Genomic DNA, 24,937 nt, shown 5'->3' with positions numbered 1-24,937 from the left:
CTACGGAAGAATTGACGACCAGTGGCGCCTAACAGAAACATCCCCAATCCGGCGCGCACGCTGCTCACCCTCTTCGGTGTGATGGCCGTGCTGACCGTCGTGATGTTCGCCCAGGGGCATCCGACCCCGAAGCTCGGCCTCGACCTGGCCGGTGGCACGTCCGTCACGATGACGGCCGAGACGGAATCCGGTAAGAAGGCTCCCGCCGCCCAGATGGACCAGGCGATCAAGATCATCCGTGACCGTGTGGACGGCAGCGGGCTCGCGGACGTCGACATCCACAAGGAGGGCGACAACGTCATCGTCGTCTCGGTCCCCGGGAACAAGGAGGACTCCGGCCGGATCGTCTCGCTGGTGAGCGCGGCCGCGCAGATGCAGTTCCGCCAGGTCCTGGTCTCCGCGGCGGGCGCGGGCACCGCGACGGTCGCCCCGACCGCCTCGCCGACGGCGACCGGCACCGCGACGCCGAAGCCGACCAAGTCGGTCAAGCCCAACGTGACCGAGTCGTCGAAGAACCGGGCCCTGTCGAAGGCGTTCGCCGCCCCGACGCCCACGCCGACGACGTCCAAGAGCACCACCCCCGCCCCGACGACCACGACCACCCCGGAGATCGACCCGTCGGCCCTCGGCGCGGACTACTCCAAGGTCACCGACAAGGCGGTCATCGCCCAGTTCGAGAAGACGAACTGCGAGGCGGGCCCGCCCGGAACCCAGGTCGAGGGCGCGGACGACCCGACCAAGCAGTTCGTGGTCGCCTGTGACCCCGACGGCCAGGAGAAGTACATCCTCGGCCCGGTCAAGGTCCTCGGCACCGAGATCTCCGACGCCAACGCCCAGGCGCCGAACGTCCAGAACAACCAGCCCGGCTGGGAGGTCGCGCTCAAGTTCAAGAGCAAGGGCGCCGACCAGTTCGGCGATCTGACCAAGCTCGCGGACGCGGCCTACACGGCCAACCCGAACGACCCCGAGGCCCGCATCGCGATCGTCCTGGACGGCCGCGTCGTCTCGGCCCCCGCGATCCAGAGCGGCCCCATCCTCGGCGGCACCGCCAGCATCAACGGCGGCACCGACTTCAACGAGGAGTACGCCAAGGGCCTCGCCCAGTCGCTGAAGTACGGCTCGCTGCCGCTGAAGTTCCCCGACTCGGGCCAGAACATCGAGAACATCTCGTCCTCGCTGGGCGCCGACCAGCTCCGCGGCGGTCTCATCGCCGGTGCGATCGGCCTCGGCCTGGTCGTCCTGTACTGCCTGTTCTACTACCGGGCGCTGGGCGTGGTCGCGGTCCTCTCGCTGATCGTGGCCTCGGCGATCACCTACATCTCGGTGGTCATCCTCGGCGAGAACATGGGGTTCCGGCTCTCGCTGCCGCACATCATCGGCCTGATCGTCTCGATCGGCATCACGGCGGACTCGTTCATCGTGTACTTCGAACGGCTCCGTGACGAGCTCCGCCTCGGACGCGCCCTGCGCCCGTCGGTCGAGGTCGCCTGGAACCGCGCGCGGCGCACGATCATCGTGGCCGACGCGGTCACCTTCATCGCTGCGCTGGTCCTCTACTTCCTCGCCGTCGGCGGGATCAAGGGCTTCGCGTTCGCGATGGGCCTCACCACGCTGATCGACGTCGTCGTGGTGTTCTTCTTCACCAAGCCGCTGGTCGCGCTGCTGGCCCGCCGGGACTTCTTCGCCAAGGGCCACAAGCTCTCCGGCCTCGACTCCCACCGGCTCAGCAAGCCGACCCCGGTCGCCCGTCTGAAGCGCCAGGAGGCCTGATGTCCAAGGGAATTCTGCAGCGGTTCGTCAAGGGCGAACTCTCGGCCGACATCGTCGGCCGGCCGAAGCTCTGGTACACGATCTCCGGCCTGCTGATCCTCTTCTCCCTCGTCGGGCTGCTGGTCCGGGGCTTCAACCCGGGCGTGGAGTTCACCGGCGGCAACGTCTTCACGATCAAGTCCGAGGCCTCGATCACCGAGGTGCGCGAGGCCGTCGAGGCCGAGCTCCCCGCGAACTCGGAGCCGAAGGTCCAGAAGACGGGCAGCAACTGGCGCGTCACCACGGGCCCGCTGACCAACGCCGAGGTCGTCAAGGTCCGGCAGAACGTCTCCGAGGAGCTGAACGTCCCGCAGGGCGACGTCAGCAGCCAGTCGGTCGGTTCCTCCTGGGGCGACGACGTCACCAAGAAGGCCTGGCAGGCGCTGATCGTCTTCATGATCTTGATCATCGCCTACCTGTCGGTGGTGTTCGAGTGGCGGATGGCGCTGGCGGCGATCGTCGCGCTGTTCCACGACCTGATCATCACCGCGGGCATCTACGCCTGGTCCGGCTTCGAGGTCACCCCCGCGACCCTGCTGGGCTTCCTGACGATCCTCGGTTACTCGCTCTACGACGCGGTCGTCGTGTTCGACATGATCAAGGAAGTCACGAAGCCGCTCAACGAGAAGTCGAAGATCACCTACAGCGACGCCGCCAACCAGGCGCTCAGCAGCACCCTGGTGCGTTCGCTGAACACCTCGCTGGTCGCGATCCTGCCGGTGGCCTCGATCCTCTTCATCGGCACGATCTTCCTGGGTGCCGGCACCCTGAAGGACCTGTCGCTGGCGCTGTTCGTCGGCATGATCGTCGGTACCTACTCCTCGATCTGCGTGGCGACGCCGCTGCTCGTCCAGCTCAAGGAGCGCGAGCCGATGTACAAGCAGCTCCGGGCCAACATCGCGCTGCGCGACAAGAGCCCGAAGCGCCAGGCCAAGGTCGGCGCCGAGGTCGGTGCCGAGGGCGACGCGGAGGCCGGGGGAGAGCCCGCGGGCGACGCTCCCACGATCACCAAGGTCGTCCAGACGGGGCCGCGCAACCAGCCCAAGAAGGGGCCCCGGAGCACCCGGCGCCCCTAGGACGAACCCGGAAGGTGTGCATGATCAGTGATCATGCACACCTTCTTCTTTGCGAGGAGAGACGGATGTCACTACAGCAGCTGATCAACGAGCTCGTCCGGGACGTGCCCGACTACCCGAAGCCGGGCGTGATGTTCAAGGACATCACCCCGCTGCTGGCCGACCACGACGGCTTCAGGGCCGTGGTCGCGGCGATCGCGGACCACGCCCACGGCAGGATCGACAAGGTGGTGGGGCTCGAGGCCCGTGGGTTCATTTTCGCCACCCCGGTGGCCCTGGCACTCGGCGCCGGGTTCGTTCCCGTCCGGAAATCCGGAAAGCTCCCGTCAGAGACCTTCGCCGCCACCTATGATCTGGAATACGGCACCGCCACGATCGAGGTCCACCGCGACGCCTTCGCGCCGGGGGAGAGGGTCCTGATCGTCGACGACGTGCTGGCGACCGGGGGCACCGCGGAGGCGGCCGTGTCGCTGGTGCGGAGGGCGGGCGCCGAGGTTGCCGGTCTGAGCGTGCTGATGGAGCTGAGCTTCCTGAACGGTCGTGACCGGCTGAAGGATCTTCCGATCGAATCCCTCGTTACGGTCTGACCCAGGCGGGGTATCCGGACATCCCGCAGGGGTATCCCGATACACTGGGCCTTTACCAGGGAATCGTTCCGGCAACGAGGAGGCTGGGTGCCCGGTGAGATCGCGGCGACCGACACGGAAGTAGTCGAGGCGCAGACGGGTTCGGACGTGGAGGAGACTCCCGTTCCGCCCGCGCGCCCAGTGCGTCCGGAAAGCCCCGCTCGCCAGGAGACCCCGCGGGCCGCCACCGCGCAACCGGTGGCCGGAGCCGAGGCACCAGTGGGCGATCCCGAGCCGGCCGCGCCGCGTCCGGCTGCGTCGTCGGGGGCGGCGCCGTCCTCGATTCCTCCGTCCGCGGCACGCGTGCGCCGACGGCTGGCTCGGCTGGGCGCCCAGCGTGGACCCACTATGAACCCGGTGCTCGAACCACTGATCAAGACGGTCCGCAACACGCATCCCAAGGCTGACGTGCGGCTGATCGAGCGGGCTTACGACGTCGCGGCGCACTACCACCGCGACCAGAAGCGCAAGTCCGGCGACCCCTACATCACCCACCCGCTGGCCGTCACGACCATCCTGGCCGAGCTGGGCATGGCCACCGAGACCCTGTGCGCCGCGCTGCTGCACGACACCGTCGAGGACACCTCCTACACGCTGGAGGAGCTGCGGGGCGACTTCGGCGACGAGATCGCCGCGCTGGTCGACGGCGTCACCAAGCTGGACAAGGTCAAGTACGGCGAGGCCGCCGAGGCCGAGACGGTCCGCAAGATGGTCGTGGCGATGGCCCGCGACATCCGCGTCCTGGTGATCAAGCTCGCCGACCGTCTCCACAACATGCGCACCCTGCGCTACATGCCGCGGCACAAGCAGGAGAAGAAGGCCAGGGAGACCCTGGAGATCTTCGCCCCGCTGGCGCACCGGCTGGGCATGAACACGCTCAAGTGGGAGCTGGAGGACCTGGCGTTCGCCACCCTGTTCCCCAAGCGCTTCGACGAGATCGCCCGGCTGGTCTCCGAACGCGCGCCCCGCCGCGACGTGTTCCTCCAGGAGGTCATCGAGAACGTCTCGGGCGACCTGCGCGAGGCCCGGATCAAGGCCACCGTCACCGGCCGGCCCAAGCACTACTACTCCATCTACCAGAAGATGATCGCGCGGGACTGCTCGTTCGACGACATCTACGACCTGGTGGGCATCCGGGTCCTGGTCGACAGCGTCCGCGACTGCTACGCGGCCCTCGGCTCGATCCACGCGCGGTGGAACCCCGTCCCCGGACGGTTCAAGGACTACATCGCGATGCCCAAGTTCAACATGTACCAGTCGCTGCACACCACGGTGATCGGTCCCGAGGGCAAGCCGGTCGAACTCCAGATCAGGACCTGGGGCATGCACCGCAGGGCCGAGTACGGCGTCGCGGCCCACTGGAAGTACAAGGAGGAGACCGTCGGCGGCCGGAAGGCGGCCGACATGCAGTGGCTGCGCCAGCTGCTCGACTGGCAGAAGGAGACCGCCGACCCGGCCGAGTTCCTGGAGTCGCTGCGCTTCGACCTGTCGGTCAGCGAGGTCTTCGTCTTCACGCCCAAGGGCGACGTCATGGCGCTGCCGCAGGGCGCCACGCCCGTCGACTTCGCCTACGCCATCCACACCGAGGTCGGCCACCGCACGATCGGCGCCCGGGTCAACGGGCGGCTGGTGCCGCTGGAGTCGACCCTCGACAACGGCGACTCCATCGAGATCTTCACCTCGAAGGCCCAGGACGCGGGTCCCTCCCGCGACTGGCTCGGCTACGTGAAGTCCGCCCGGGCCCGGAACAAGATCCGCCACTGGTTCTCCAAGGAGCGCCGTGACACGGCCATCGAGTCCGGCAAGGACTCGATCGCCCGCGCGATGCGCAAGCAGAACCTGCCGCTCCAGCGCATGATGTCGGGCGAGGCGCTACTGGCCCTGGCCCGCGACCTGCGCTACCCCGACGTCTCCAGCCTCTACGCGGCCGTCGGCGAGGGGCACATCGCGGCGCAGTCCGTGGTGCAGAAGCTCGTCCAGGCACTGGGCGGGGTGGAGAGCGCCGAAGAGGACATCGCCGAGCTCGCCATCCCCACCAAGCGCCGCGCCCGGCGCGCCGGGCCGGTGGGGGACCCCGGCGTGGTCGTGGCGGGCGACTCCGACGTCTGGGTGCGCCTGTCGCGCTGCTGCACCCCGGTGCCGGGCGACGACATCGTCGGCTTCGTGACGCGCGGCTCGGGAGTCTCGGTCCACCGCACGAACTGCGTGAACGTCGAGCAGCTCAAGACCCAGCCCGACCGCCTCATCGACGTCAAGTGGTCGCCGGGCGAGGACTCGGTCTTCCTCGTGGCCATCCAGGTCGAGGCGCTCGACCGTCCGAGGCTCCTCTCGGACGTCACCCGGGTGCTGTCCGACCACCACGTGAACATCCTGTCGGCGACCGTGGCCACCACCCGTGACCGCGTCGCCACCAGCAGGTTCACCTTCGAGATGGGCGATCCCAAGCATCTCGGCCACGTGCTCAAGGCCGTCCGCACCATCGACGGCGTCTACGACGTCTACCGCGTGAACAACGGTACGGGCTGACAGAACTGGCCGATCTTGGTCAAGCCGGGGCCTTGCCGGTGTAACAAGGGCTCAGCAAGATCTTTTTCATGACCGAGACAGCATCTTCAGAGGTACCCCTGTGGCTCCAGGGCCGGACGGCCGTCGTGGAGGCCGCCGCGGCACAGGACTGGCGTGACGGCGTCCCCGACTACCACCTGTCCCATGAGCTCATGCCGCTCCAGCGGACCCACCGGTTCGAGGCCGGATCGCTGGAGGCGATCGTCGAGAGCATCGTGCAGGTCTTCGAGATGGAGGTCTCGCACAAGAAGGACCCGGCGACCTGGGTGTCGATGGTCACCGAGCGTTTCCGCACCAATGTCAACGGCGGCCCGTGGGCGGACGCCGCGGCGATCGCCGACATCGGCAGCTACAACATCCTCATCGGGGACAGCCCGTTCTACCCCAGCGGCAGGGAGACCTTCGAGTCCTCCCACCACGTCTTCCTCAACGCCTTTCCCACGGGCTTCTACTGGGAGGTCCTCGAGGTTCTGTCGCCTCCGCCGGTCGTGACCTTCAAGTGGCGGCACTGGGGTGCTTTCACCGGCTCCTACCAGGGCTTCGAGCCGACGGGTGAGACGGTCGAGATGTTCGGGGTCAGCGTCGCCAAGGTGAGCGACGAGCTGAAGCTGGTCGAGGTCGAGCACTACTACGACCCCAACTCCTTCCTCGGCAAGCTCACCGGCGGCTGCCCGGTGGCCCGTACCTGAGCCTCAGCGGGAGGGCGTCACCAGGCCCAGGTTGTAGGCGATGATCACAAGATGGACGCGGTCGCGGGCGTCGAGCTTGGTGAACAGCCGGGCGACGTGGGCCTTGGCCGTGGCGACGGAGATGTGCAGGGTCTCGGCGATCTCGGCGTTGGCGAGACCCTGCCCGACGAGGGTGAGGACCTCGAGTTCCCGGTCGGTGACGGAACCGGTGGCCACCGGCGCAGCCTTCTTGGGGTCGGGCCTCCCGGCGAACTCCTCGATCAGGCGCCGGGTGACGCTGGGGGCGATGAGGGCGTCGCCGCTGGAGATCACGCGGATGGCGTCGAGGATGGACTCCAGGGCCATGTCCTTGACCAGGAAACCGCTCGCTCCTGCCCTGAGGGCGCCGTAGACGTAGTCGTCGTCGTCGAAGGTGGTCAGGACCAGGACCCGGGTGGGCAGGCCGGGGTCGGTGGTGATCAGGCGGGCGGCCTCGATGCCGTCCATGCCGGGCATCCGGATGTCCATGACGGCGACGTCGGGGCGCAGTTCCCGGGCGAGGGCGACGGCCTCGTGGCCGTTGGAGGCCTCCCCGGCGACCTCGATGCCGGGGGTGTCGGAGATCAGCACCCGCAGGCCGGTGCGGATCAGCGGCTGGTCGTCGGTGAGCAGGACGCGGATCATCGCAGGGCCGCCTGGGGGAGGGGCACCCGGGCGGTGACGCGGAAGCCGCCGCCGGGCAGGGGACCGGCGGTGAAGTCGCCGTGCAGGAGGCCGACGCGCTCCCGCATCCCGACGATGCCGTATCCGGAGCCGTCCGCGGAGCCGCCCGACCCCTGATCGGTGATCTCCAGGACGAGGTCGTCCGCCCGGTGGCCGACCGTGACGACGCAGGAGCCGGTGCCGGCGTGCCGCACCACGTTGGTGACCGCCTCCTGGACGATCCGGTAGGCGGCCAGATCGAGGTCGGGGGGCAGCGGCGCGGGCTCGCCGAGGACACGGAGGTCGACCCGGACGCCCGCGTCACCGGTCTTGGCCACCAGCTTCCCGAGGTCGGCCAGGCCGGGTGCGGGCTCCATGGGCGCCGAGGACGGGTCGTCCTGGCGCAGGGTGCCGAGGGTGCGCCGCAGGCCCGCCAGGGTCTCCCTGCTGGTCGTCTCGATGGCCTGGAAGGCCTTGCGGGCCTCCTCCGGCTGGGTGTTCATGACCCGCCAGCCGACCCCCGCCTGGATGGCGATCACCCCGATGCTGTGCGCCACCATGTCGTGCAGCTCCCTGGCGATCCGCAGCCGCTCGGCCGTGATCGCCTCGACGACCTCCTGGGAGCGCAGCGTCGCGGCGTGCAGGCGCCGCTGCCGCTGGAACAGCCCGGCGACGCAGGCGATGATCATCAGCATCAGCGCGATCTGCGCGGTGCCCGGCACGCTCGAGCCGGTGGTGAGGCCCGCGATGACGGCGAGCTGGCCGAAGAGGGAGAGGACGACCGCGGCACCGGCCGTGCGGGCTCTGTGGACGGCCACGACGTACCCGAGGGCGATGTCGGCGGCTACCAGCGGGACCATCTGGTCGGCGTGCTGCGAGCCGACCAGGGCCGCTGCGACCGCCGTTCCGGTGATCATCAGGGTGATGCCGGTGAGCGGCAGGCGGCGGAGCAGGCCCGCGAGCATGATCATGGCGAGCGTCGTCACGACGACGCCGTAGGTGCTCGGCGCGGCGCGCGGGAGGCTCACCGCGGGCAGAGCCAGCAGGAAGGGGAACAGGAGGGCCCCGATCCAGCCGGAGACCCGGATACCGCGCGCGACGCCTGCCGGGGAGGACGGTGTGCTTTCCACGCGACGATCGTAGTGCGGCGGCCGAAACCGGGCATCGGCCCGCGGGCGTACTCCCGTGGACCATCCCTGAGCGCTCAGGGGATTAGGACCCTTTCTCCGGGGGAAGGGAGGGGGCGGGGTAGGGGAGATGAGAAAAGGGGCCCGGTCGGCGACCGGGCCCCTTTCCTCAATCAGGTCTAGCTGAACTCGGCGAGGGTGCGCTCGGCCTCTTCGAGCCAGGCGCGGCGGGCGGTCAGGCCGTCCTCCGCGTCCTTGATCTTGCGGGCGTTACCGGCGGCCTGGGCCTTGCCGAGCTCGCCCTCGAGCTTCTCGATCGCGGTACGGAGCTGGGCTACCGTGCCCTCGGCCCGGGCCTTGGCCTCGGGGTTGGAGCGGCGCCACTCCGACTCCTCGGCCTGCCGGACGGCGTCCTCGATCTTGCGGAGCCGGCCTTCCAGACGTTCCTTGGAGTCGCGGGGGACCATTCCGGCCTCGTCCCACTTCTGCTGGATCACCCGGAGCGACTGGCGGGCCTGGCGGACGTTGCCGACCGGCAGGATCCGCTCGGCCTCGACCAGGAGCTTCTCCTTGATCTCGGCGTTGCCCGCGAACTCGGCGTCGCGCTCGTCGAAGGCCGCCTTGCGGGCGTTGAAGAAGGTGTCCTGGGCGGTCTTGAACCGGCCCCAGAGCTCCTCCTCGGCCTCGCGGGAGGCGCGTCCGGCGTTCTTCCAGCGGCGCATCAGCTCGCGGTAGGCCGCCGCGGTGTCGTTCCACTGGGTGGAGTTCGCGATCGCCTCGGCCTCGGCGACCAGGGCCTCCTTCTCGCCCTGCGCCGAGGACCGCTGGTCCTCGAGGCTGGAGAAGTAGGCCTTGCGCCGCTTGGTGAAGGCGTTGCGGGCCGTCGACAGCCGCTTCCACAGGACGGTCTCGGTGGCGCGGTCGATCCGCTCGGCGGCCTTCCACTCCTCGACCAGCTGGCGGAGGCGTTCGCCGCCGTTCTTCCAGTGGGTCTCCTCGGTGGCGATCCGCTCGGCCTCGGCGACGATGCGCTCCTTGACCTCCTTGGCCGCGCCCCGCGCCGCGTCGCGCTGGACCTTCAGCTCCTCGCGCTTCTTGCCCGACAGCTCGGTCAGCGCGTCGAGGCGCTTGACGAGGCCGTCGAGGTCGCCCACGGCATGGGCGTCGACGACGGACTCGCGCAGGCGCTCGATGCTGCTGGCCGCCTGGGCGGGGGCGAGGTCGGTCGTCTTGAGGCGCTGCTCGAGCAGGCCGATCTCGGTGGCGAGCGAGTCGAACTTGCGCTTGAAGTAGGCAAGGGCCTCCTCAGGCGCGCCGGCCTGCCAGGACCCGACGACCCTTTCGCCGTCCGCGGTCTTCACATAGACCGTGCCCTCTTCGTCGACACGGCCCCACGGATCTGTGGCGCTGGACACCCTTGCCTCCTGCGTCATGGCCCGGAATCAATTCCGTTGTGACCGGGCCTACCAAACACTAGCGCTCCCGACCGCTCTTATTTCGCGATCGTGACGCTGTTGATTTCAACCTTCTGCTTCGGGGCCGTGTTTCCGGTGGCGTCGGCGGGCTCGATGCCCTTGGCCGCCACGGCCTCGATCTTGTCCATTCCCCCTGTGACCTTACCGAAGACGGTGTAGTCGGCAGGAAGATCGTCCCAATCCTTGTAGACGATGAAGAACTGGCTGCCGTTGGTGTCGGCCCCCGAGTTCGCCATGGCCAGGACGCCCTTCTTGTATTTGGCGTCCTTGGTGTTCTCGTTGGCGAACTTGTAACCCGGGCCGCCGGATCCGGTCGCGGACGGGTCGCCGCACTGGAGCACGTTCGGCGTCATCCGGTGGCACTTGGTCTTGTCGAAGTAGCCCTTGCCGGCCAGGTACTGGAAGGAGCTGACGGTGCAGGGCGCGTTCTTGCCGTCCAGCTCGACCTTGACGTCGCCGATGTTCATCTTGAGCGTCGCCTGGACGTCGCCCTTGGCGGTGGGCTTCGCGGCCGGGAGGCCCACGTCCTTGGCGGCCTTGCCGTCGGGAGTGAAGGCGCACTCGCCCGCCGCGACCGGCTTGGCGCTTTCGGAGGGGGTCGTCGAGGCCGACGGCGAGACGGTGGTCTTGTCGTCGTCGTCACCCCGGGTGAGGGCGAAGGCCGCCGCTCCCGCGCCGATCACGACGACCGCCGCGGCGACCGAACCGATCATCCTCTGGCGCTTGGCCTTGGCCTCCTCGGCCTGACGCCGCGCCTGCTGACGCTCGAAACGCTCACGCGCCAACTGCTTGTTGCGGTCCTTGCCAGCCACCCCGGCGGCCTCCTCTTCTTCCCGGCCCACGCACGCACTGTTGATCAGGTGCTGGGCATCGTATCGGTCCGAGCCGCCTGCCGCCTCTACCCGGTCATAGCGGACCGGTCCACGGCGAACACGGCTTATGTCGTTCGCGGGGAGGCAGGGCGCGCCGGTAGGCTCGGGTTTACATTCCGTGCATCCAAGCCGCTGCGGTGTAAGGGCGGCGTACAGAGAGGCGACTAGTGCTCATCGCCGGGTTTCCCGCCGGATCGTTCGCCACGAACTGTTATGTCGTGGCGCCCGCCGCGGGCGAGGAGTGCGTGATCATCGACCCCGGGCAGGACGCCACCGCCGGGGTCGACGAGATCCTGAGGGAGCACAGGCTCAAGCCCGTCGCGGTGATCCTCACGCACGGCCATCTCGATCACGTGTGGTCGGTCGCGCCCGTCTGCGGCGCCCGCGGCGTGCCCGCCTGGATCCACCCCGACGACCGGGACCTGCTCAGCGACCCGGCCAAGGGCTTCGGCGTCACCTCCGCCCAGCTGTTCGGCGGACTGGAGCTCAGCGAGCCCGACGACGTCAGGGAGCTGGCGGACGGGGCGGTCATGAGCCTCGCGGGCCTGGAGCTGACCGTCGACCACGCGCCGGGCCATACACCCGGGTCGGTGGCCTTCCGGACCCCCTACGACACGGAAACCCAGATCATGTTCTCGGGTGACCTGCTGTTCGAGGGGTCGATCGGACGCACCGACCTCCCGGGGGGAAGCCACGCGGCGATCCTGGAGAGCCTGGCACGGGTGTGCCTGCCGCTCCCGGACCAGACCGTCGTCCTCCCGGGCCACGGCAACCAGACCACGATCGGCCGGGAGCGCGTCACCAATCCCTACCTTCAGGATCTCGCGCCCGCCGAAGGCCCCAGAAAAGGCTTCTAGATCATCATGAGCACCTTCCAGGCCCCCAAGGGGGTCAGTGAGTACGTCGCGCCGCGCTCGGCGGCGTTCCTCGCCGCCCGCGACGCCTTCGCGGCCGTCGCGGCCAACGCGGGTTACTCCTACGCGGAGCTGGCCGTCTTCGAGAACACCCAGCTGTTCGCGCGCGGGGTCGGTGAGTCGACCGACGTCGTCAACAAGGAGATGTACACCTTCCTCGACAAGGGCGAACGCTCGGTCACGCTGCGGCCGGAGATGACCGCGGGCGTCCTGCGGTCGGTGCTGGAGAACAACCTGCACCGGGGCGGGCTGCCGGTGAAGGTGTGGGCCGTCGGCCCGGTCTTCCGGTACGAGGCCCCACAGGCCGGCCGGTACCGCCAGTTCTACCAGGTGGACCTGGAGGCGCTCGGCTCCGACGACCCGGCGATCGACGCCGAGGTCATCGCCCTGTCCTACGACTACTACCGCTCGCTCGGGCTCAGGGAGTTCACGCTCCACCTGAACTCCCTCGGCGACGCCGAGTGCCGCCCGGCCTACCGGGCCGCGCTCCAGTCGTTCCTGCGCGGCCTCGACCTGGACGCCGAGACCCGCGCGCGGATCGAGGTGAACCCGCTGCGGGTCCTCGACGACAAGCGTCCCGAGGTCAGGGCGAGGCTCGAGGGCGCCCCGCTGATGGCCGACCACCTGTGCGCGGGCTGCAAGGCCCACTACGACAGGGTCCGCGAGCTCCTCGCCGACCTGGGCATCGCCTGGGTCGACGATCCGCGCCTCGTGCGCGGCCTCGACTACTACACCCGCACCGTGTTCGAGTTCGACCACCCGAAGCTGGGCGCGCAGTCCGGCATCGGCGGCGGCGGGCGCTACGACGGGCTGTCGGAGACCATCGGCGGCCCCGCGCTGCCCGGCATCGGCTTCGGCCTGGGCCTCGACCGGACGGTCCTGGCCATGGAGGCCGAGCAGGTCGAGGCCGTCAGGGGGACGTCCGTGCGGGTGTTCGGGGTGGCGCTGGGCGACCAGGCGGCCCGCGAGATCTTCAAGCTCGTCACCTGCCTGCGCCGCGAGGGGATCGCGGCGGACCTCGGCTTCGGCGGACGCAGCATGAAAGCCGGGATGAAGGGCGCCGACCGTTCTGGCGCGGCCTACGCCCTGATCCTCGGCGACCGGGATATCGAGGCCGGATCCGCGCAGCTCAAGGATCTGGCCACCGGCGAGCAGATCGCCGTCCCGCTCACCGAAGTCGTTTCTGTCATCAAGGGGAAGCTCACATGATTCGCACGCATGAGGCCGGCTCGCTCCGGGCGGAGCACGCCGGGACCAGCGTCGTGCTCGCCGGCTGGGTCGCGCGCCGCCGCGACCACGGCGGTGTCACCTTCATCGACCTGCGCGACGCCTCCGGGTCCGCGCAGGTCGTCTTCCGCGAGGAGGACGCCGCCCACGACCTGCGCTCGGAGTACTGCGTCAAGGTCACCGGCGAGGTCCGGATCCGGCCCGACGGCAACGAGAACCCCGACCTGCCCACCGGCGCCGTCGAGATCGTCGCGTCCGACATCGAGGTGCTGTCGGAGTCCGCGCCGCTGCCCTTCCCCATCGAGGGCGACGTCAACGTCAACGAGGAGGTGCGGCTGCGGTACCGCTACCTCGACATCCGGCGCGAGCAGGCCGCCAGGGCGCTGCGCGCCCGCTCCGAGGCGACCTTCCTGGTCCGCGAGGTGCTCCGCGAGCAGGGCTTCGTCGACGTGGAGACCCCGACCCTGACCCGCTCGACGCCCGAGGGCGCCCGCGACTTCCTCGTGCCGGTCCGGCTCAAGCCCGGCCACTGGTACGCCCTGCCGCAGTCCCCGCAGCTGTTCAAGCAGCTCCTCATGGTCGGCGGGCTCGAGCGGTACTACCAGATCGCCCGCTGCTACCGCGACGAGGACTTCCGCGCCGACCGGCAGCCGGAGTTCACCCAGATCGACGTCGAGATGTCGTTCGTCGACCAGGAGGACGTCCTGGCCGTCGGCGAGGCCCTGATCGCCCGGGTCTGGAAGGAACTGGCGGGCTACGAGGTGCCGCTGCCCCTGCCGCGCCTCACCTACGCCGAGGCGATGGGCCGCTACGGCTCGGACAAGCCCGACACCCGCTTCGGCAACGAGCTCAACGACCTCACCTCCTACTTCGCCGGCACCGAGTTCCGGGTGTTCCAGGCCGAGTTCGTCGGCGCCGTCGTCATGCCGGGCGGGGCGTCCCAGACCCGCAAGGAGCTCGACGCCTGGCAGGACTGGGCCAAGGCCCGCGGCGCCCGCGGCCTCGCCTACGTGCTGATCGACGCCGAGACCGGCGAGCTGCGCGGCCCGGTCGCCAAGAACCTGTCCGAGGAGCACCTGAACGGCCTCGCCGCGGCGACCGGAGCGCAGAAGGGCGACGCGATCTTCTTCGCGGCGGGCCGCCGCACCGGCTCGCTCGAGCTGCTCGGCGCCGCCCGCCTGGAGATCGGCGCCCGCTGCGGCCTGATCGACGCCTCGGCCTGGAACTTCCTGTGGGTCGTCGACTTCCCGATGTTCGAGCCGATCGAGAACGACAAGGGCGAGCAGACCGGCTGGCACGCGGTGCACCACCCGTTCACCGCCCCGACCGCCGACAGCATCGACTCCTTCGACAAGGACCCGGGCTCGGCCCTGTCGAACGCCTACGACCTCGTCCTGAACGGCACGGAACTGGGCGGCGGATCGATCCGTATCCACCGCAAGGACGTCCAGGAGCGGGCGTTCGAGGCGATCGGCCTGTCCAAGGAGGAGGCGCAGTCGCAGTTCGGCTTCCTGCTGGAGGCCTTCAACTACGGCCCGCCCCCGCACGGCGGCATCGCCTTCGGCCTGGACAGGCTCGTCACCCTGCTCATCGGGGCCGAGACCATCCGCGAGGTCATCGCCTTCCCGAAGGCGGCCTCCGGCCTCGACCCGCTGACCGGGGCGCCGACGCCGATCACCGTCCAGCAGCGGCGTGAGGCGGGCGTCGACGCCGCGCCGAAGCCCGCCGCGGCCGGCAAGTAGCGTTTCACGGCGGGGCCGGGGTCCGGACGGACCCCGGCCCCGCTCATGCCGTGCGGCCGAACCTGGCGAGCAGGACGGTCTGCGGCGCGTCGTCGCCGGGCGTCACGGCGGGCCCGATGAGCCCCGCCGCCCGGTAGGTCTGCTCCTCCTCGTCGCTGAACCAGTCCAGGCAGGCCTCGACCAGGTCGGGGTCGAGCAGTTCGTCGCCGGAGGAGGCGCGGGCCACGTCCCAGGAGTGGACGAGGATGTCGGCGAACATCTGGCTCGCGTAGACCTCGCCCGGCACGTCGCCGAAGGACAGGTGGACGGTGCGGTCCAGGGCCCCCTCGGCGCTCACGGCGGCGATGGAGGGCCCCACGGACGCCTCCCAGACGCCCTGCGGGTCCTCGCCGAGGACGTCGCCGTCGAAGGCGCCGCCGACGTCGGCGGCGGTCTTTCCCTCGAAGATCGGCGGTGTCCAGAGCATTTCGCCCGCGACATGGTTGACCAGGCCCCGCAGGTCCCAGTCGGAGCAGGGGGTGGCCAGGGTCCACTGGCCGGGGCTGATCGCGGCGATCCGTGCGGTCATTCCGGCCACGGCGCGGCGGTGCAGATCGGAGACGTCCATGATGAGCTCCCTTCCTTCCTCACCTTCTATTGTGCGCCTGCGGTCTCCCGCCGTCCCAGGAAGGCCAGGAGCCGGGTCAGCTCGCCCGCGCCCCTCGGCGGTACCAGGGCGGGCCCGATGAGTCCCTGGGAGCGCATGCTGGCCCCGACGACCTGCGCGGTGTTGAAGGCGTGGTGGACCAGATCCCCGTCCAGCCGGACGGCCTGGCCGTTGGACCGGGCCAGATCCCAGGCATGGACGAGCAGCTCCAGGACGTAGGTGTCCAGCAGATCGCGCAGCGGAAGCTCACCGAAGCCGCCGAAGGGGATCGGCCGGGCCAGCGCTTGCTCGGTGAGCGCCTCGGCGCACTGGGTCCTGGCCTCCCGCCAGGACTCCAGCGGATCGGGCCCGGTGAGCTTGCCGGGCTCGTCGACGGCGGCCGGCGGCTCCTCCGCGGCGGCCAACGCGATGATCTCCCGCTGGCCCTCGATCACATGCCCGATGACGTCGCGGGCGCTCCAGCCCGCGCAGGGAGAGGGCGAATCCCAGCCGTCGCAGGGCACGCCGCGGACCACGGCCTCGAAGAGGTCGAGAGCCCGCTCGTATCCGCTGGGTTCCGCAGTCATAGGCGACTAGTCATGCCTGCGGAGCGCTGTCTGTCAACCGCAACGCGTGTAATGGACTGCGCCGGATAGTGTCACCGGTATGGAGAGTCTGTTCGACGAGCCCGCGGAGGAGATCCACAAGGCCAACGAGCCGCTGGCGGTCCGGATGCGGCCCCGCAACCTCGACGAGGTCATCGGGCAGGGGCACCTGCTGGGCAGGGGGACCCCGATCAGGCAGCTCGTCGAGCGCGACGCCCCCATGTCGCTGGTCCTGTGGGGCCCGCCGGGGACGGGCAAGACGACCCTGGCCTACGTGGTCAGCCGGGCCACCAAGCGGCGCTTCGTGGAGATCTCGGCGGTCTCCGACGGGGTGAAGGCCGTCCGGGAGGCGATCGCGCAGGCCAAGCGCGACCTGGGCATGTCCGGCCGGCAGACCCTGCTGTTCGTCGACGAGGTGCACCGTTTCAACAAGGCCCAGCAGGACGCCCTGCTCCCGGCCGTGGAGAACCGCTGGGTGTCCTTCATCGGGGCCACCACGGAGAACCCGTTCTTCTCGGTCAACAGCCCCCTGCTGTCCCGCTCGCTGCTGCTCACCCTCCAGCCCCTCCAGGACGACGACATCCGTGAGGTGATCAAGCGGGCGCTCGGCGACGAGCGGGGGGTGGAGGCCACCATCACCGACGAGGCCGTGGACCATCTGGTGAGGCTGGCCGGCGGAGACGCCCGCCGGACGCTGACCTATCTCGAGGCCGCCGACCTGGTCGCGGACGGGGAGATCACCGTCGACGTCCTGGAGAAGGCCGTCGACCGGGCGGCCGTCCGGTACGACCGGGACGGCGACCAGCACTACGACGTGATCAGCGCGTTCATCAAGTCGATCCGGGGCAGCGACCCCGACGCGGCCCTGCACTACCTGGCCCGGATGATCGTCGCGGGGGAGGATCCCCGGTTCATCGCCCGCCGGCTGATCGTCCATGCCAGCGAGGACATCGGCATGGCCGATCCCACCGCCCTCCAGACGGCCGTCGCGGCCGCGGCCGCGGTCGAGCACGTGGGGCTGCCGGAGGCCCGGATCAACCTGGCCCAGGCCGTCATCCACCTGTCGCTGGCGCCCAAGTCCGCCGCGGTGATCACCGCTATCGACGAGGCCATGGGCGACGTCCGGCGGGGCGTCGTCGGGCACGTCCCCAACCATCTGCGCGACGCCCACTACAAGGGGGCCGAGAAGCTCGGCCACGGGGTGGGCTACAAGTACCCGCACTCCTTCCCCGGCGGGGTCGTGGCCCAGCAGTACGCCCCGGACGAGCTGGCCTCCCGGCAGTACTACCGGCCGACCACCCACGGTGCCGAGGGCCGCTTCACCGAGGTGCTGAGCCGGATCAAGTCGGTTCTCAAGGGCCGTTAAGCTGGGTGATCATGGGGCAGATCAAGATTTTCGGACGTAGGGAACTCTTCGCGCGGGCGCGCACCGAGATCTCCGACAGCATCCACGCCGCGGTCGTCGAGGCGCTGCAGTATCCGGAGGACAAGCGGTTCCACCGCTTCATCGGCCTGGACGACGAGGATTTCGTGCATCCGGCCGATCGCTCGGCGGATTACCTGATCATCGAGATCAGCATCTTCACGGGGCGTACGATGGTCGCGAAGAAAGCGCTGATTCGCGGGCTTTTCTCGCGGTTGGCGGAGAGTCCGGGCCTCGCTCCCCAGGACGTCGAGATCACGATCTTCGAGACTCCTAGGGAGAACTGGGGGATCAGGGGTATGCCCGGCGACGAACTGGCGCTCGGATACCAGGTCACCGTCTGACAAGCCCATAGACGATAGGGTCACTGACCATGCTCACTGGCGGACAGCTCGCAGGCCTCATCGTGGCCGTTTTCTGGGCGATCCTCGTCTGCTTCATCGGCTTCGCCCTGCTGAAGCTGGCCAGGCTGCTCCAGGAGACCACCAAGATGATCTCCGATATCGGCGACCAGGCGGGCCCGCTCCTGGACGACATGGCGCGCGCCGTCGAACAGGCCGGTGAGCAGCTCGACCGCACCGACGTGATCACCAAGCAGATGGCGGGCGTCAGCCAGAACTTCTCGGCCGTAACCACCGTGATGACCTCCGTGGTCGGCGGGCCGCTGGTGAAGGCCGCGGCCTTCTCCTACGGCGTCCGCAAGGCTCTGGGCAGGCCGGAGGAGCCCCAGCGGCCCCAGCTCCCGGCGCAGCGGACCACGAACGGGCGCGGCGGCAAGGGTAAGAAGTAATGAAGAGACTGTTCTGGATCACGGTCGGCGCGGGCACCGCGCTCTACGCCCAGCGCCGGGCGGCGCGCTTCGTCAAGCAGCTCGCCCCGCAGAACATCGCGGTGAAGGCCGTCAACCAGGCCGTGAAAACCAGTGGCACCACCGGTGACCGGCTCCGTAGCTTCGCGGGAGAGGTGCGCTTCCACGCCGCCGAACGCGAGGCGGAGCTGCGCGAGGCCATCGAACTAGACCAGACGCCGCCGGAGGATCCCCGCAAGCGGAGGATCATCCAGGCGACGCCCATCGACGAGAGCAAGGACGGGACACATGGAGTCGGCTGAAGTAGCGCGCCGATACCTGCGGTTTTTCGAGCGGAACGGGCACACGATCGTGCCCTCGGCCTCCCTGATAGCCGAGGATCCGACGCTGCTCCTGGTGAACGCGGGCATGGTTCCGTTCAAGCCCTACTTCCTGGCTCAGCGCACGCCGCCCGCGGTCCGGATGACGAGCTGCCAGAAGTGCGTCCGCACCCCGGACATCGAGGAGGTCGGCAAGACCACCCGGCACGGCACCTTCTTCCAGATGCTGGGCAACTTCTCCATCGGGGACTACTTCAAGGAGCAGGCGATCCCGTTCGCCTGGGAGCTGCTGACGGGCGCCGAGGCCGACGGCGGCTTCGGCTTCCCCGAGGACAGGCTCTGGGTGACGGTCCTGCGGGGCGACGCCGAGTCGGCGGACCTGTGGCACAAGGTCGTCGGGGTGCCGCGCGAGCGCATCCAGGAGCGCGGCCTGGCCGACAACTACTGGAACATGGGCGTTCCCGGCCCCGGCGGTCCCTGCTCGGAGATCTACTACGACCGCGGACCCGAGTACGGCCGCGAGGGCGGTCCCGAGGCCGACGAGGACCGCTACCTCGAGGTCTGGAACCTCGTGTTCATGCAGTACCAGCTGAGCACGGTCCGCTCGAAGGTCGACTTCGACGTCGCGGGCGAGCTGCCGGCGAAGAACATCGACACCGGCATGGGCCTGGAGCGCATGGCCGCGATCCTCCAGGGCGTCGACAACATCTACGAGACCGACACCATGTGGCGGATCCTCGACCGGGCCGCCGACCTGACCAAGTCGCGGTACGGCAAGAACCCGGTCGACGACGTGTCGCTGCGCGTCGTGGCCGACCACGTCCGCTCCGGAATGATGATGGTCGCCGACGGGATCATGCCGTCCAACGAGGGCCGCGGCTACGTGCTGCGCCGCATCCTGCGCCGCGCGGTCCGCAAGGTCCGCCTGCTCGGCCTGCAGGAGGGCGGGGCGATGCACGAGCTCACCTCGGTGGCGATCGCCGCCATGGGCGAGCAGTATCCCGAGCTGATCCGCACCGCCGCCAACATCCACACCGTGATCGACGCCGAGGAGGAGAGCTTCCTGCGGACGCTCCGCACCGGTGAGTCGATCTTCGACGTGGCGGCGCACGAGTCCAGGAGCTCCGGCCGCAACACGGTCGGCGGCGCGGACGCCTTCAAGCTGCACGACACCTACGGCTTCCCGATCGAGCTCACCCTGGAGATGGCCTCCGAGCAGGGCCTGGTGGTCGACGAGGACGGCTTCCGCCGCCTCATGCAGGAGCAGCGCGACCGGGCCAAGGCCGACGCCCGCGAGAAGAAGACCGGCAACGCCGACGTCTCGGTCCTGGGCGACCTGCTCGAACTGGCCGGCGGCAAGGTCGATTTCCTCGGCTACTCGCAGTTCACCGGCGAGGGCCGGGCCGTCGGTCTCATGATCAATGGTGCGAACGTGGTCGAGGCCGGTCCCGGCAGCGACGTGGAGGTCGTCCTCGACCGCACCCCGTTCTACGCCGAGGGCGGTGGCCAGCTCGCCGACCACGGCGTCCTGCGGTTCTCCGGCGGCGCCGAGGTCGAGGTCCGCGACGTCCAGGCCCCGCTGAAGGGCCTGATCGTGCACAAGGGCAAGGTCAGGTCGGGGGTGGCGCGCACGGACGACACCGTGCTCGCCGAGATCGACCTGTCCCGCCGCAAGGCGATCTCGCGCTCGCACACCGCGACCCACATGGTGCACAAGGGCTTCCGTAACGCGCTCGGCGAGTCCGCCGCGCAGGCCGGCTCGGAGAACTCGCCCGGACGTTTCCGGTTCGACTTCACCGCCTCCGGTGCCGTCCCGGCCTCGGTGCTGCGCGACGTCGAGGACGAGATCAACGCCGTCCTCATCGACGACCTCGAGGTCAGGGCCCTGATCACCTCCCAGAAGGAGGCGATCGCGATGGGCGCCATGGCGCTGTTCGGCGAGAAGTACGGCGACGAGGTCCGCGTGATCGAGGTCGGCGACTACTCCCGCGAGCTGTGCGGCGGCACCCATGTGGGGTCCTCCGGCCAGCTCGGCCTGGTCAAGCTCATGGGCGAGGCGTCGATCGGCGCGGGCGTCCGGCGGATCGAGGCCCTGGTCGGCATCGACGCCTTCCGCTTCCTCGCCAAGGAGAGCGTGCTGGTCAACCAGCTCGCCGACCAGGTGAAGGCGCGGCGCGAGGAGCTTCCCGAGCGGATCGGCTCCATCGTGACCAAGCTCCGCGAGGCCGAGAAGGACCTGGAGCGGCTGCGGGCCGAGCAGATCCTCGCCGCCTCCGCGGACCTGGCCAAGCACGCCAAGGACGTCAACGGCGTCGCCTACGTCGCCCACACGGCGCCCGGCGGCACCGGCGCGGACGACCTGCGCAAGCTCGCCATCGACATCAGGGACCGGCTCCAGGGCCGTCCCGCCGTCGTGGTCATCGTCGGCGTGCCCAAGGACAAGCCCGTCGTGGTCGTGGCGACCAACGAGGAGTCCCGCGGGCTGGGCCAGAAGGCCGGCCGCCTGGTCGGTGTCGCCGCGAAGGTTTTGGGCGGCGGTGGCGGCGGTAAGGATGATCTTGCACAGGGCGGTGGGCAGGACGCCGAGAAGATCATCGAGGCGCTGAACGTCGTCGAGCACGCAGTGGCCACCGCGTAGTCGAAGCGAAGGCGGCAAGTGAGAAACGGCGTAAGGCTGGCGGTCGACGTGGGCAGCGTCAGGATCGGCGTGGCCCGCAGCGACCCCGCCGGGATCCTCGCGACACCCCTGGAGACCGTGCGAGCGGGCCGGGGGGACATCGCGAGGATCCTGGAACTCGTGGCCGAGTACGAGGCGCTCGAAGTGATCGTCGGACTTCCCGCCAACCTGTCCGGCCGCGAGGGAAAGGCGGCGGAGTCGGCCAGGAGTTTTGCTGTCCGATTGGCACGTAAACTCCCCTTCGATACGGTACGTCTGTATGACGAGCGTCTCACCACCGTCACCGCCGCCAGCGGCCTGCGGTCCGGCGGGACCAAGGCGAAGAACCAGCGCGCAGTGATCGATCAGGCCGCGGCGACCGTACTGCTGCAGGCGGCACTCGACGCGGAGCGCCTCACCGGGAAACCGCCCGGCGCTTCGGTCAAGGGGAGAGAGTGAACAACACGGACTTCTGGGGCGATGAGACCCGGCGCGAGAGCCGGGCCGACCGCTCCGAACAGCGGAAGAAGCAGACGCGCAAGAAGCGGGGCGGCGGAGCCGCCGCCGTGGCCGCGCTGCTCTTCCTGGTCGTCGTGGTCGGCGGCGGTGGTTACTTCGGCTACACCAAGCTGAAGAACTACATGCAGCCGGGCGACTACGTCGGAGAAGGCACCGGTGCGGTCACGGTCGAGGTCAAAGACGGCGACTACACCTCCGCCATCGCCACGACCCTCCAGAAGGCCGACGTGGTGAAGTCCACCAAGGCCTTCAACGAGGCCGCCAAGGACGAACCGAAGTCGCAGGGCATCCAGCCGGGCTTCTACAGGATGCGGCTGAAGATGTCGGCGAAGTCCGCGCTGGCGCTCATGCTCGATCCGAAGTCGCGCGCCGGTGTGATCAACGTTCCCGAGGGCCGTCGCGCCGTCGAGGTCTTCAAGCTGCTGTCGGCCCAGACCAAGGTGCCGATGAACGAGTTCCTGAAGGTCCAGAAGAACCCCAAGGGCCTCGGCCTGCCCGGGTTCGCCAAGGGCGACCTCGAGGGCTACCTCTTCCCCGGCCAGTACAACCTGCCACCGAAGGCCACCGCCGCTCAGCTGCTCAAGCCCATGGTCGACCGCTTCAAGGAGCAGGTCGGCACCCTGGACATCGCCGCCGAGGGCAGGAAGTTCGACCTCACGCCGTTCCAGGTCATCACCATGGCCAGCCTGATCGAGGCCGAGGCGGGAAAGCCGGTCGACCGCAGGAAGATCTCGCGGGTGATCTACAACCGCTTCAAGGCGAACATGCCGCTGGGGTTCGACACGACGATCCTCTACATCCTCAAGAAGCGCACCTACTCGGTCACCGAGGCCCAGACCAGGACGCCGTCGCCGTACAACACCTACCTGCACCGGGGTCTCCCGGTCGGTGCGATCGGCAGCCCGGGCCTGGAGTCGATCAAGGCCGTGCTCGATCCGCTGCCCGGTAAGTGGCTGTTCTTCGTGACGACCGACCCGACCAACAGGATCACCGAGTACGCCGAGACCTACCCCCAGCACCAGAAGCTGGTGGACAAGTTCAACGCCTGGGCCAGGAAGCACCCCGGCCAGTGACCCGTGCCGCCGTGCTGGGGTCGCCGATCGCCCACTCGCTCTCGCCCGTCCTGCACCGCTCCGCCTACGCGGCGATGGGGCTGGAGGGGTGGAGCTACGAGGCCCACGAGTGCGCGGAGGACGGCCTCGCGGCCTTCCTCGAGCGGGACTGGGCGGGGCTGTCGCTCACGATGCCGCTCAAGCGGACCGCGCTGGCGCTCGCGGCGGAGAGCAGCGAGCTGGCGGTGCGGGTCGGCGGGGCCAACACGCTCGTCCGGCGGGACGGGCGGTGGGTCGCCGACAACACCGACGTGTACGGGATCGTCACCGCGCTCGGCGAGGCGGGGGTCGGCTCGCTCGACCGGCTCGTGGTGCTCGGCGGCGGGGCCACCGCGGCCTCCGCGCTGGCCGGGGCCGCGCTGCTCGGGGCCCGTGAGGCGACCCTGGTGGTCAGGAACCCCGGACGGGCGGGAGAGACGGCCGAGGTCGGCGAGCGGTGCGGACTGGACGTCCGGGTGGAGCCCCTGGGCGAGCTGGGCTCCCTGCTGAAGACCCAGCTCGTGGTCTCGACGCTGCCGGGGGACGGGGCCGGGACCTACGCGGAGATGGTCGCCGAGGCCGGGGTCCCGGTGTTCGACGTGGTCTACGCGCCGTGGCCGACCTCGCTCGCCAGAGCCGTCCTGGCCGGGGGCGGGACGGTCGTCAACGGGTTCGCGATGCTGCTGCACCAGGCCGTCCGCCAGGTCGAGATGATGACCGGACGCACGGACGTCCCGGTCGAGGCGATGCGGACGGCCGGCGAGGCCGAGCTCATCCGCCGCGCCGCTTGATGCCCTCCTGGAGGGGGATCAGCAGGACCGGGATGATCAAGCCGCTCCAGAACAGGTCCCACTCCCAGAGCCCGGCGATCGCGCCCGCGGCGAGCACGGCGGCGAGCAGCGCGACCGTGACGTAGGCCCAGAACCGGGCCAGAAGCAGCCCCAGCCCCTGGCTCCAGAGTCCGGGCAGGAAGGTGAACAGCGGACGGCGCCGCGCGGGCCCCCGGCGGATGATCACCGCGTCGCGGACCCAGACCACCAGGTCGTCCCTGCGGAACAGCGGGAACCGGTAGACGCCGGACAGCGCCTGGAGCGACCACCACAGGCTCCACAGCGACAGCCGGGTCGGCGGCCCCGTCTCGTCGCCCCAGACGTGGGTTCCCGGCGGGACCCGCAGGAGGCGGGCCACGGCGCGGCCGAGCAGCGTCGACGGCGGGCCCTCGGGATGGTGGAGCAGCGCGGAGACCGCGATCGGCAGGCCGAAGTGCCACAGGTTGAGCCGCCACTGGTGCCCGTCGTCGGCGGCGGTGTAGGTCTCGATCCAGCGGTGCAGATCCCGCGGATTGGCCTCGACGCGCTCGGCCAGCCAGCGGAAGGCCCGCAGATGCTCGTCGGTCTCCAGGGGCCGCAGCTCGGCGAGGGTGAGCAGGGCGAACGCGGTGTGGGTGAGGGTCGGGCCGCCGTCCTCCGTCATGCCCCAGACGCGGGCGCCGCCCGCGGTCAGCCGCCGGTCGAGCAGCCAGCCGATCCCGTCGGCGACGGCCGCGGAGTGCGGGTCGAGCAGGCCGAGGGCGCGCAGCGCGAGACAGGTCAGCCAGGTCCTGGACGGGTTGCCGCGCCGCGATCCCCAGCCGCCGTCGGGGTTCTGGTGCGCGGTCAGCCACCGCGCGGCCGAGGCCAGATCCGGAGCGCCGGGCGTCAGCTCGCACCGCGCCCGCGACAGGCACCAGGCGATCCACGCGGTGGCCTCGACGACCGGCACCTCGCCGTGGGTGGCCGTGGCCCAGCCGCCGTCCTCCCGCTGCCGTGAGCGCAGGAAGCGCAGCGCCTGGTCGAGATGGTCGATCGGGTCGCCCTTGTCGACGAAGCAGGCGAGCGCGACCGCGGTGGCCGTCGCCGCGGGAGGGCGGCCGAGCTCGTGGTACCAGCCGCCGCCGGTGCCGTCGGTGGTGGCGCGGTAGTAGTCCCGCAGCGTTTCGGTGGACACCGCGAGGTGGTCGGCCAGCTCTCGGATGTCCAGGATCACGGGTCACCATCCTTCGCTTCCGTCACCGGAGGTGTCAATCCACCCGCCGACAGCTTGAATCG

The 24,937-nt window shown here is 69.8% G+C and carries 23 protein-coding genes; 16 read left to right on the top strand and 7 right to left on the bottom strand.

Features of this window, described 5'->3' with window-relative positions; translation table 11 throughout:
• Window positions 1–21 precede the first annotated feature (21 nt).
• The 5 genes from secD (at window position 22) to ABD785_RS14100 (ending at window position 6,765) form a co-directional block, all read left to right on the top strand.
• Window positions 22–1,770 (top strand): protein translocase subunit SecD, encoded by a 1,749-nt coding sequence (secD, locus tag ABD785_RS14120; RefSeq protein WP_344827608.1) that lies wholly within the window; start codon window positions 22–24, stop codon window positions 1,768–1,770.
• Complete coding sequence (gene secF, locus ABD785_RS14115) at window positions 1,770–2,885, top strand: protein translocase subunit SecF (RefSeq protein ID WP_344827605.1); 1,116 nt, start codon at window positions 1,770–1,772, stop codon at window positions 2,883–2,885. Before secD ends, secF begins: the two co-directional genes overlap by 1 nt.
• Before the next feature lie 65 nt (window positions 2,886–2,950).
• Window positions 2,951–3,472, top strand: coding sequence for an adenine phosphoribosyltransferase (locus ABD785_RS14110; RefSeq protein ID WP_344827603.1), 522 nt, complete (start codon window positions 2,951–2,953; stop codon window positions 3,470–3,472).
• Window positions 3,473–3,859: 387 nt separating this feature from the next.
• Window positions 3,860–6,037 (top strand): RelA/SpoT family protein, encoded by a 2,178-nt coding sequence (locus ABD785_RS14105; protein WP_425547766.1) that lies wholly within the window; start codon window positions 3,860–3,862, stop codon window positions 6,035–6,037.
• Between the two features lie 68 nt (window positions 6,038–6,105).
• Window positions 6,106–6,765: a hypothetical protein gene (locus ABD785_RS14100; RefSeq protein WP_344827600.1), complete on the top strand. Its 660-nt coding sequence runs from the start codon at window positions 6,106–6,108 to the stop codon at window positions 6,763–6,765.
• A gap of 3 nt (window positions 6,766–6,768) precedes the next feature.
• Here ABD785_RS14100 and ABD785_RS14095 read toward each other — a convergent pair whose 3' ends face one another.
• The 4 genes from ABD785_RS14095 to ABD785_RS14080 all read right to left on the bottom strand — a co-directional run bounded on the left by ABD785_RS14095 (window position 6,769) and on the right by ABD785_RS14080 (window position 10,890).
• On the bottom strand, window positions 6,769–7,428 hold the full coding sequence (locus ABD785_RS14095; protein WP_344827597.1) for a response regulator: 660 nt from the start codon (window positions 7,426–7,428) through the stop codon (window positions 6,769–6,771).
• The gene (locus ABD785_RS14090) at window positions 7,425–8,576 is read right to left on the bottom strand and encodes a sensor histidine kinase (RefSeq protein WP_344827593.1); all 1,152 of its coding nucleotides are present in this window, start codon (window positions 8,574–8,576) and stop codon (window positions 7,425–7,427) included. Before ABD785_RS14090 ends, ABD785_RS14095 begins: the two co-directional genes overlap by 4 nt.
• Before the next feature lie 176 nt (window positions 8,577–8,752).
• A complete protein-coding gene (locus ABD785_RS14085; RefSeq protein ID WP_344827589.1) occupies window positions 8,753–10,006 on the bottom strand; it encodes a DUF349 domain-containing protein in 1,254 nt (417 codons plus the stop codon).
• A 59-nt stretch (window positions 10,007–10,065) separates the two neighbouring features.
• Window positions 10,066–10,890: a peptidylprolyl isomerase gene (locus ABD785_RS14080; protein WP_344827585.1), complete on the bottom strand. Its 825-nt coding sequence runs from the start codon at window positions 10,888–10,890 to the stop codon at window positions 10,066–10,068.
• 197 nt (window positions 10,891–11,087) lie between these two features.
• Here ABD785_RS14080 and ABD785_RS14075 point away from each other — a divergent pair, with 197 nt between their 5' ends.
• The 3 genes from ABD785_RS14075 to aspS are packed head-to-tail and all read left to right on the top strand — an operon-like array spanning window position 11,088 to window position 14,803.
• Complete coding sequence (locus tag ABD785_RS14075) at window positions 11,088–11,777, top strand: MBL fold metallo-hydrolase (protein WP_344827582.1); 690 nt, start codon at window positions 11,088–11,090, stop codon at window positions 11,775–11,777.
• A gap of 6 nt (window positions 11,778–11,783) precedes the next feature.
• Window positions 11,784–13,043, top strand: coding sequence for a histidine--tRNA ligase (gene hisS / locus ABD785_RS14070; protein WP_344827577.1), 1,260 nt, complete (start codon window positions 11,784–11,786; stop codon window positions 13,041–13,043).
• Window positions 13,040–14,803: an aspartate--tRNA ligase gene (aspS, locus tag ABD785_RS14065; protein ID WP_344827574.1), complete on the top strand. Its 1,764-nt coding sequence runs from the start codon at window positions 13,040–13,042 to the stop codon at window positions 14,801–14,803. The genes hisS and aspS overlap by 4 nt, the downstream gene beginning before the upstream one ends.
• Window positions 14,804–14,846: 43 nt before the next feature.
• Here the strand turns inward: aspS and ABD785_RS14060 are convergent, their stop codons facing one another.
• Together ABD785_RS14060 and ABD785_RS14055 are read right to left on the bottom strand one after the other, a co-directional pair.
• The gene (locus tag ABD785_RS14060; RefSeq protein ID WP_344827571.1) at window positions 14,847–15,410 is read right to left on the bottom strand and encodes a TIGR03086 family metal-binding protein; all 564 of its coding nucleotides are present in this window, start codon (window positions 15,408–15,410) and stop codon (window positions 14,847–14,849) included.
• Window positions 15,411–15,436: 26 nt separating this feature from the next.
• On the bottom strand, window positions 15,437–16,015 hold the full coding sequence (locus tag ABD785_RS14055; protein ID WP_344827567.1) for a TIGR03086 family metal-binding protein: 579 nt from the start codon (window positions 16,013–16,015) through the stop codon (window positions 15,437–15,439).
• Between the two features lie 79 nt (window positions 16,016–16,094).
• Here ABD785_RS14055 and ABD785_RS14050 point away from each other — a divergent pair, with 79 nt between their 5' ends.
• Genes ABD785_RS14050 through ABD785_RS14015 form a run of 8 tightly spaced genes read left to right on the top strand, consistent with a single transcriptional unit; the run spans window position 16,095 to window position 23,641 of the window.
• Entirely contained in the window at window positions 16,095–17,399 is a 1,305-nt protein-coding gene (locus ABD785_RS14050) for a replication-associated recombination protein A (protein ID WP_344827563.1), read from the top strand.
• An 11-nt stretch (window positions 17,400–17,410) separates the two neighbouring features.
• A complete protein-coding gene (locus ABD785_RS14045; RefSeq protein ID WP_344827559.1) occupies window positions 17,411–17,800 on the top strand; it encodes a tautomerase family protein in 390 nt (129 codons plus the stop codon).
• A gap of 29 nt (window positions 17,801–17,829) precedes the next feature.
• Window positions 17,830–18,246 carry a DUF948 domain-containing protein gene (locus ABD785_RS14040; RefSeq protein WP_344827554.1) on the top strand — a complete coding sequence of 139 codons (417 nt, stop codon included), beginning with the start codon at window positions 17,830–17,832 and terminating at the stop codon, window positions 18,244–18,246.
• The gene (locus tag ABD785_RS14035; protein WP_344827551.1) at window positions 18,246–18,566 is read left to right on the top strand and encodes a hypothetical protein; all 321 of its coding nucleotides are present in this window, start codon (window positions 18,246–18,248) and stop codon (window positions 18,564–18,566) included. The genes ABD785_RS14040 and ABD785_RS14035 overlap by 1 nt, the downstream gene beginning before the upstream one ends.
• Entirely contained in the window at window positions 18,553–21,222 is a 2,670-nt protein-coding gene (gene alaS / locus ABD785_RS14030; protein ID WP_344827548.1) for an alanine--tRNA ligase, read from the top strand. Before ABD785_RS14035 ends, alaS begins: the two co-directional genes overlap by 14 nt.
• A gap of 18 nt (window positions 21,223–21,240) precedes the next feature.
• Window positions 21,241–21,699: a Holliday junction resolvase RuvX gene (gene ruvX / locus ABD785_RS14025; RefSeq protein WP_344827545.1), complete on the top strand. Its 459-nt coding sequence runs from the start codon at window positions 21,241–21,243 to the stop codon at window positions 21,697–21,699.
• Entirely contained in the window at window positions 21,696–22,832 is a 1,137-nt protein-coding gene (mltG, locus tag ABD785_RS14020; protein ID WP_344827543.1) for an endolytic transglycosylase MltG, read from the top strand. Before ruvX ends, mltG begins: the two co-directional genes overlap by 4 nt.
• Window positions 22,829–23,641 (top strand): shikimate dehydrogenase, encoded by an 813-nt coding sequence (locus tag ABD785_RS14015; RefSeq protein ID WP_344827541.1) that lies wholly within the window; start codon window positions 22,829–22,831, stop codon window positions 23,639–23,641. Before mltG ends, ABD785_RS14015 begins: the two co-directional genes overlap by 4 nt.
• Here ABD785_RS14015 and ABD785_RS14010 read toward each other — a convergent pair.
• Window positions 23,622–24,875 carry a prenyltransferase/squalene oxidase repeat-containing protein gene (locus ABD785_RS14010; RefSeq protein WP_344827538.1) on the bottom strand — a complete coding sequence of 418 codons (1,254 nt, stop codon included), beginning with the start codon at window positions 24,873–24,875 and terminating at the stop codon, window positions 23,622–23,624. The two genes, ABD785_RS14015 and ABD785_RS14010, sit on opposite strands and share 20 nt — an antisense overlap.
• Window positions 24,876–24,937 lie beyond the last annotated feature (62 nt).

Source organism: Actinocorallia longicatena (genome assembly GCF_039534125.1).
GTDB classification, from domain to species: domain Bacteria; phylum Actinomycetota; class Actinomycetes; order Streptosporangiales; family Streptosporangiaceae; genus Actinocorallia; species Actinocorallia longicatena.
Note: the sequence above shows the minus strand (reverse complement) of the source record. Positions and strands in the feature narration are given on the sequence as shown.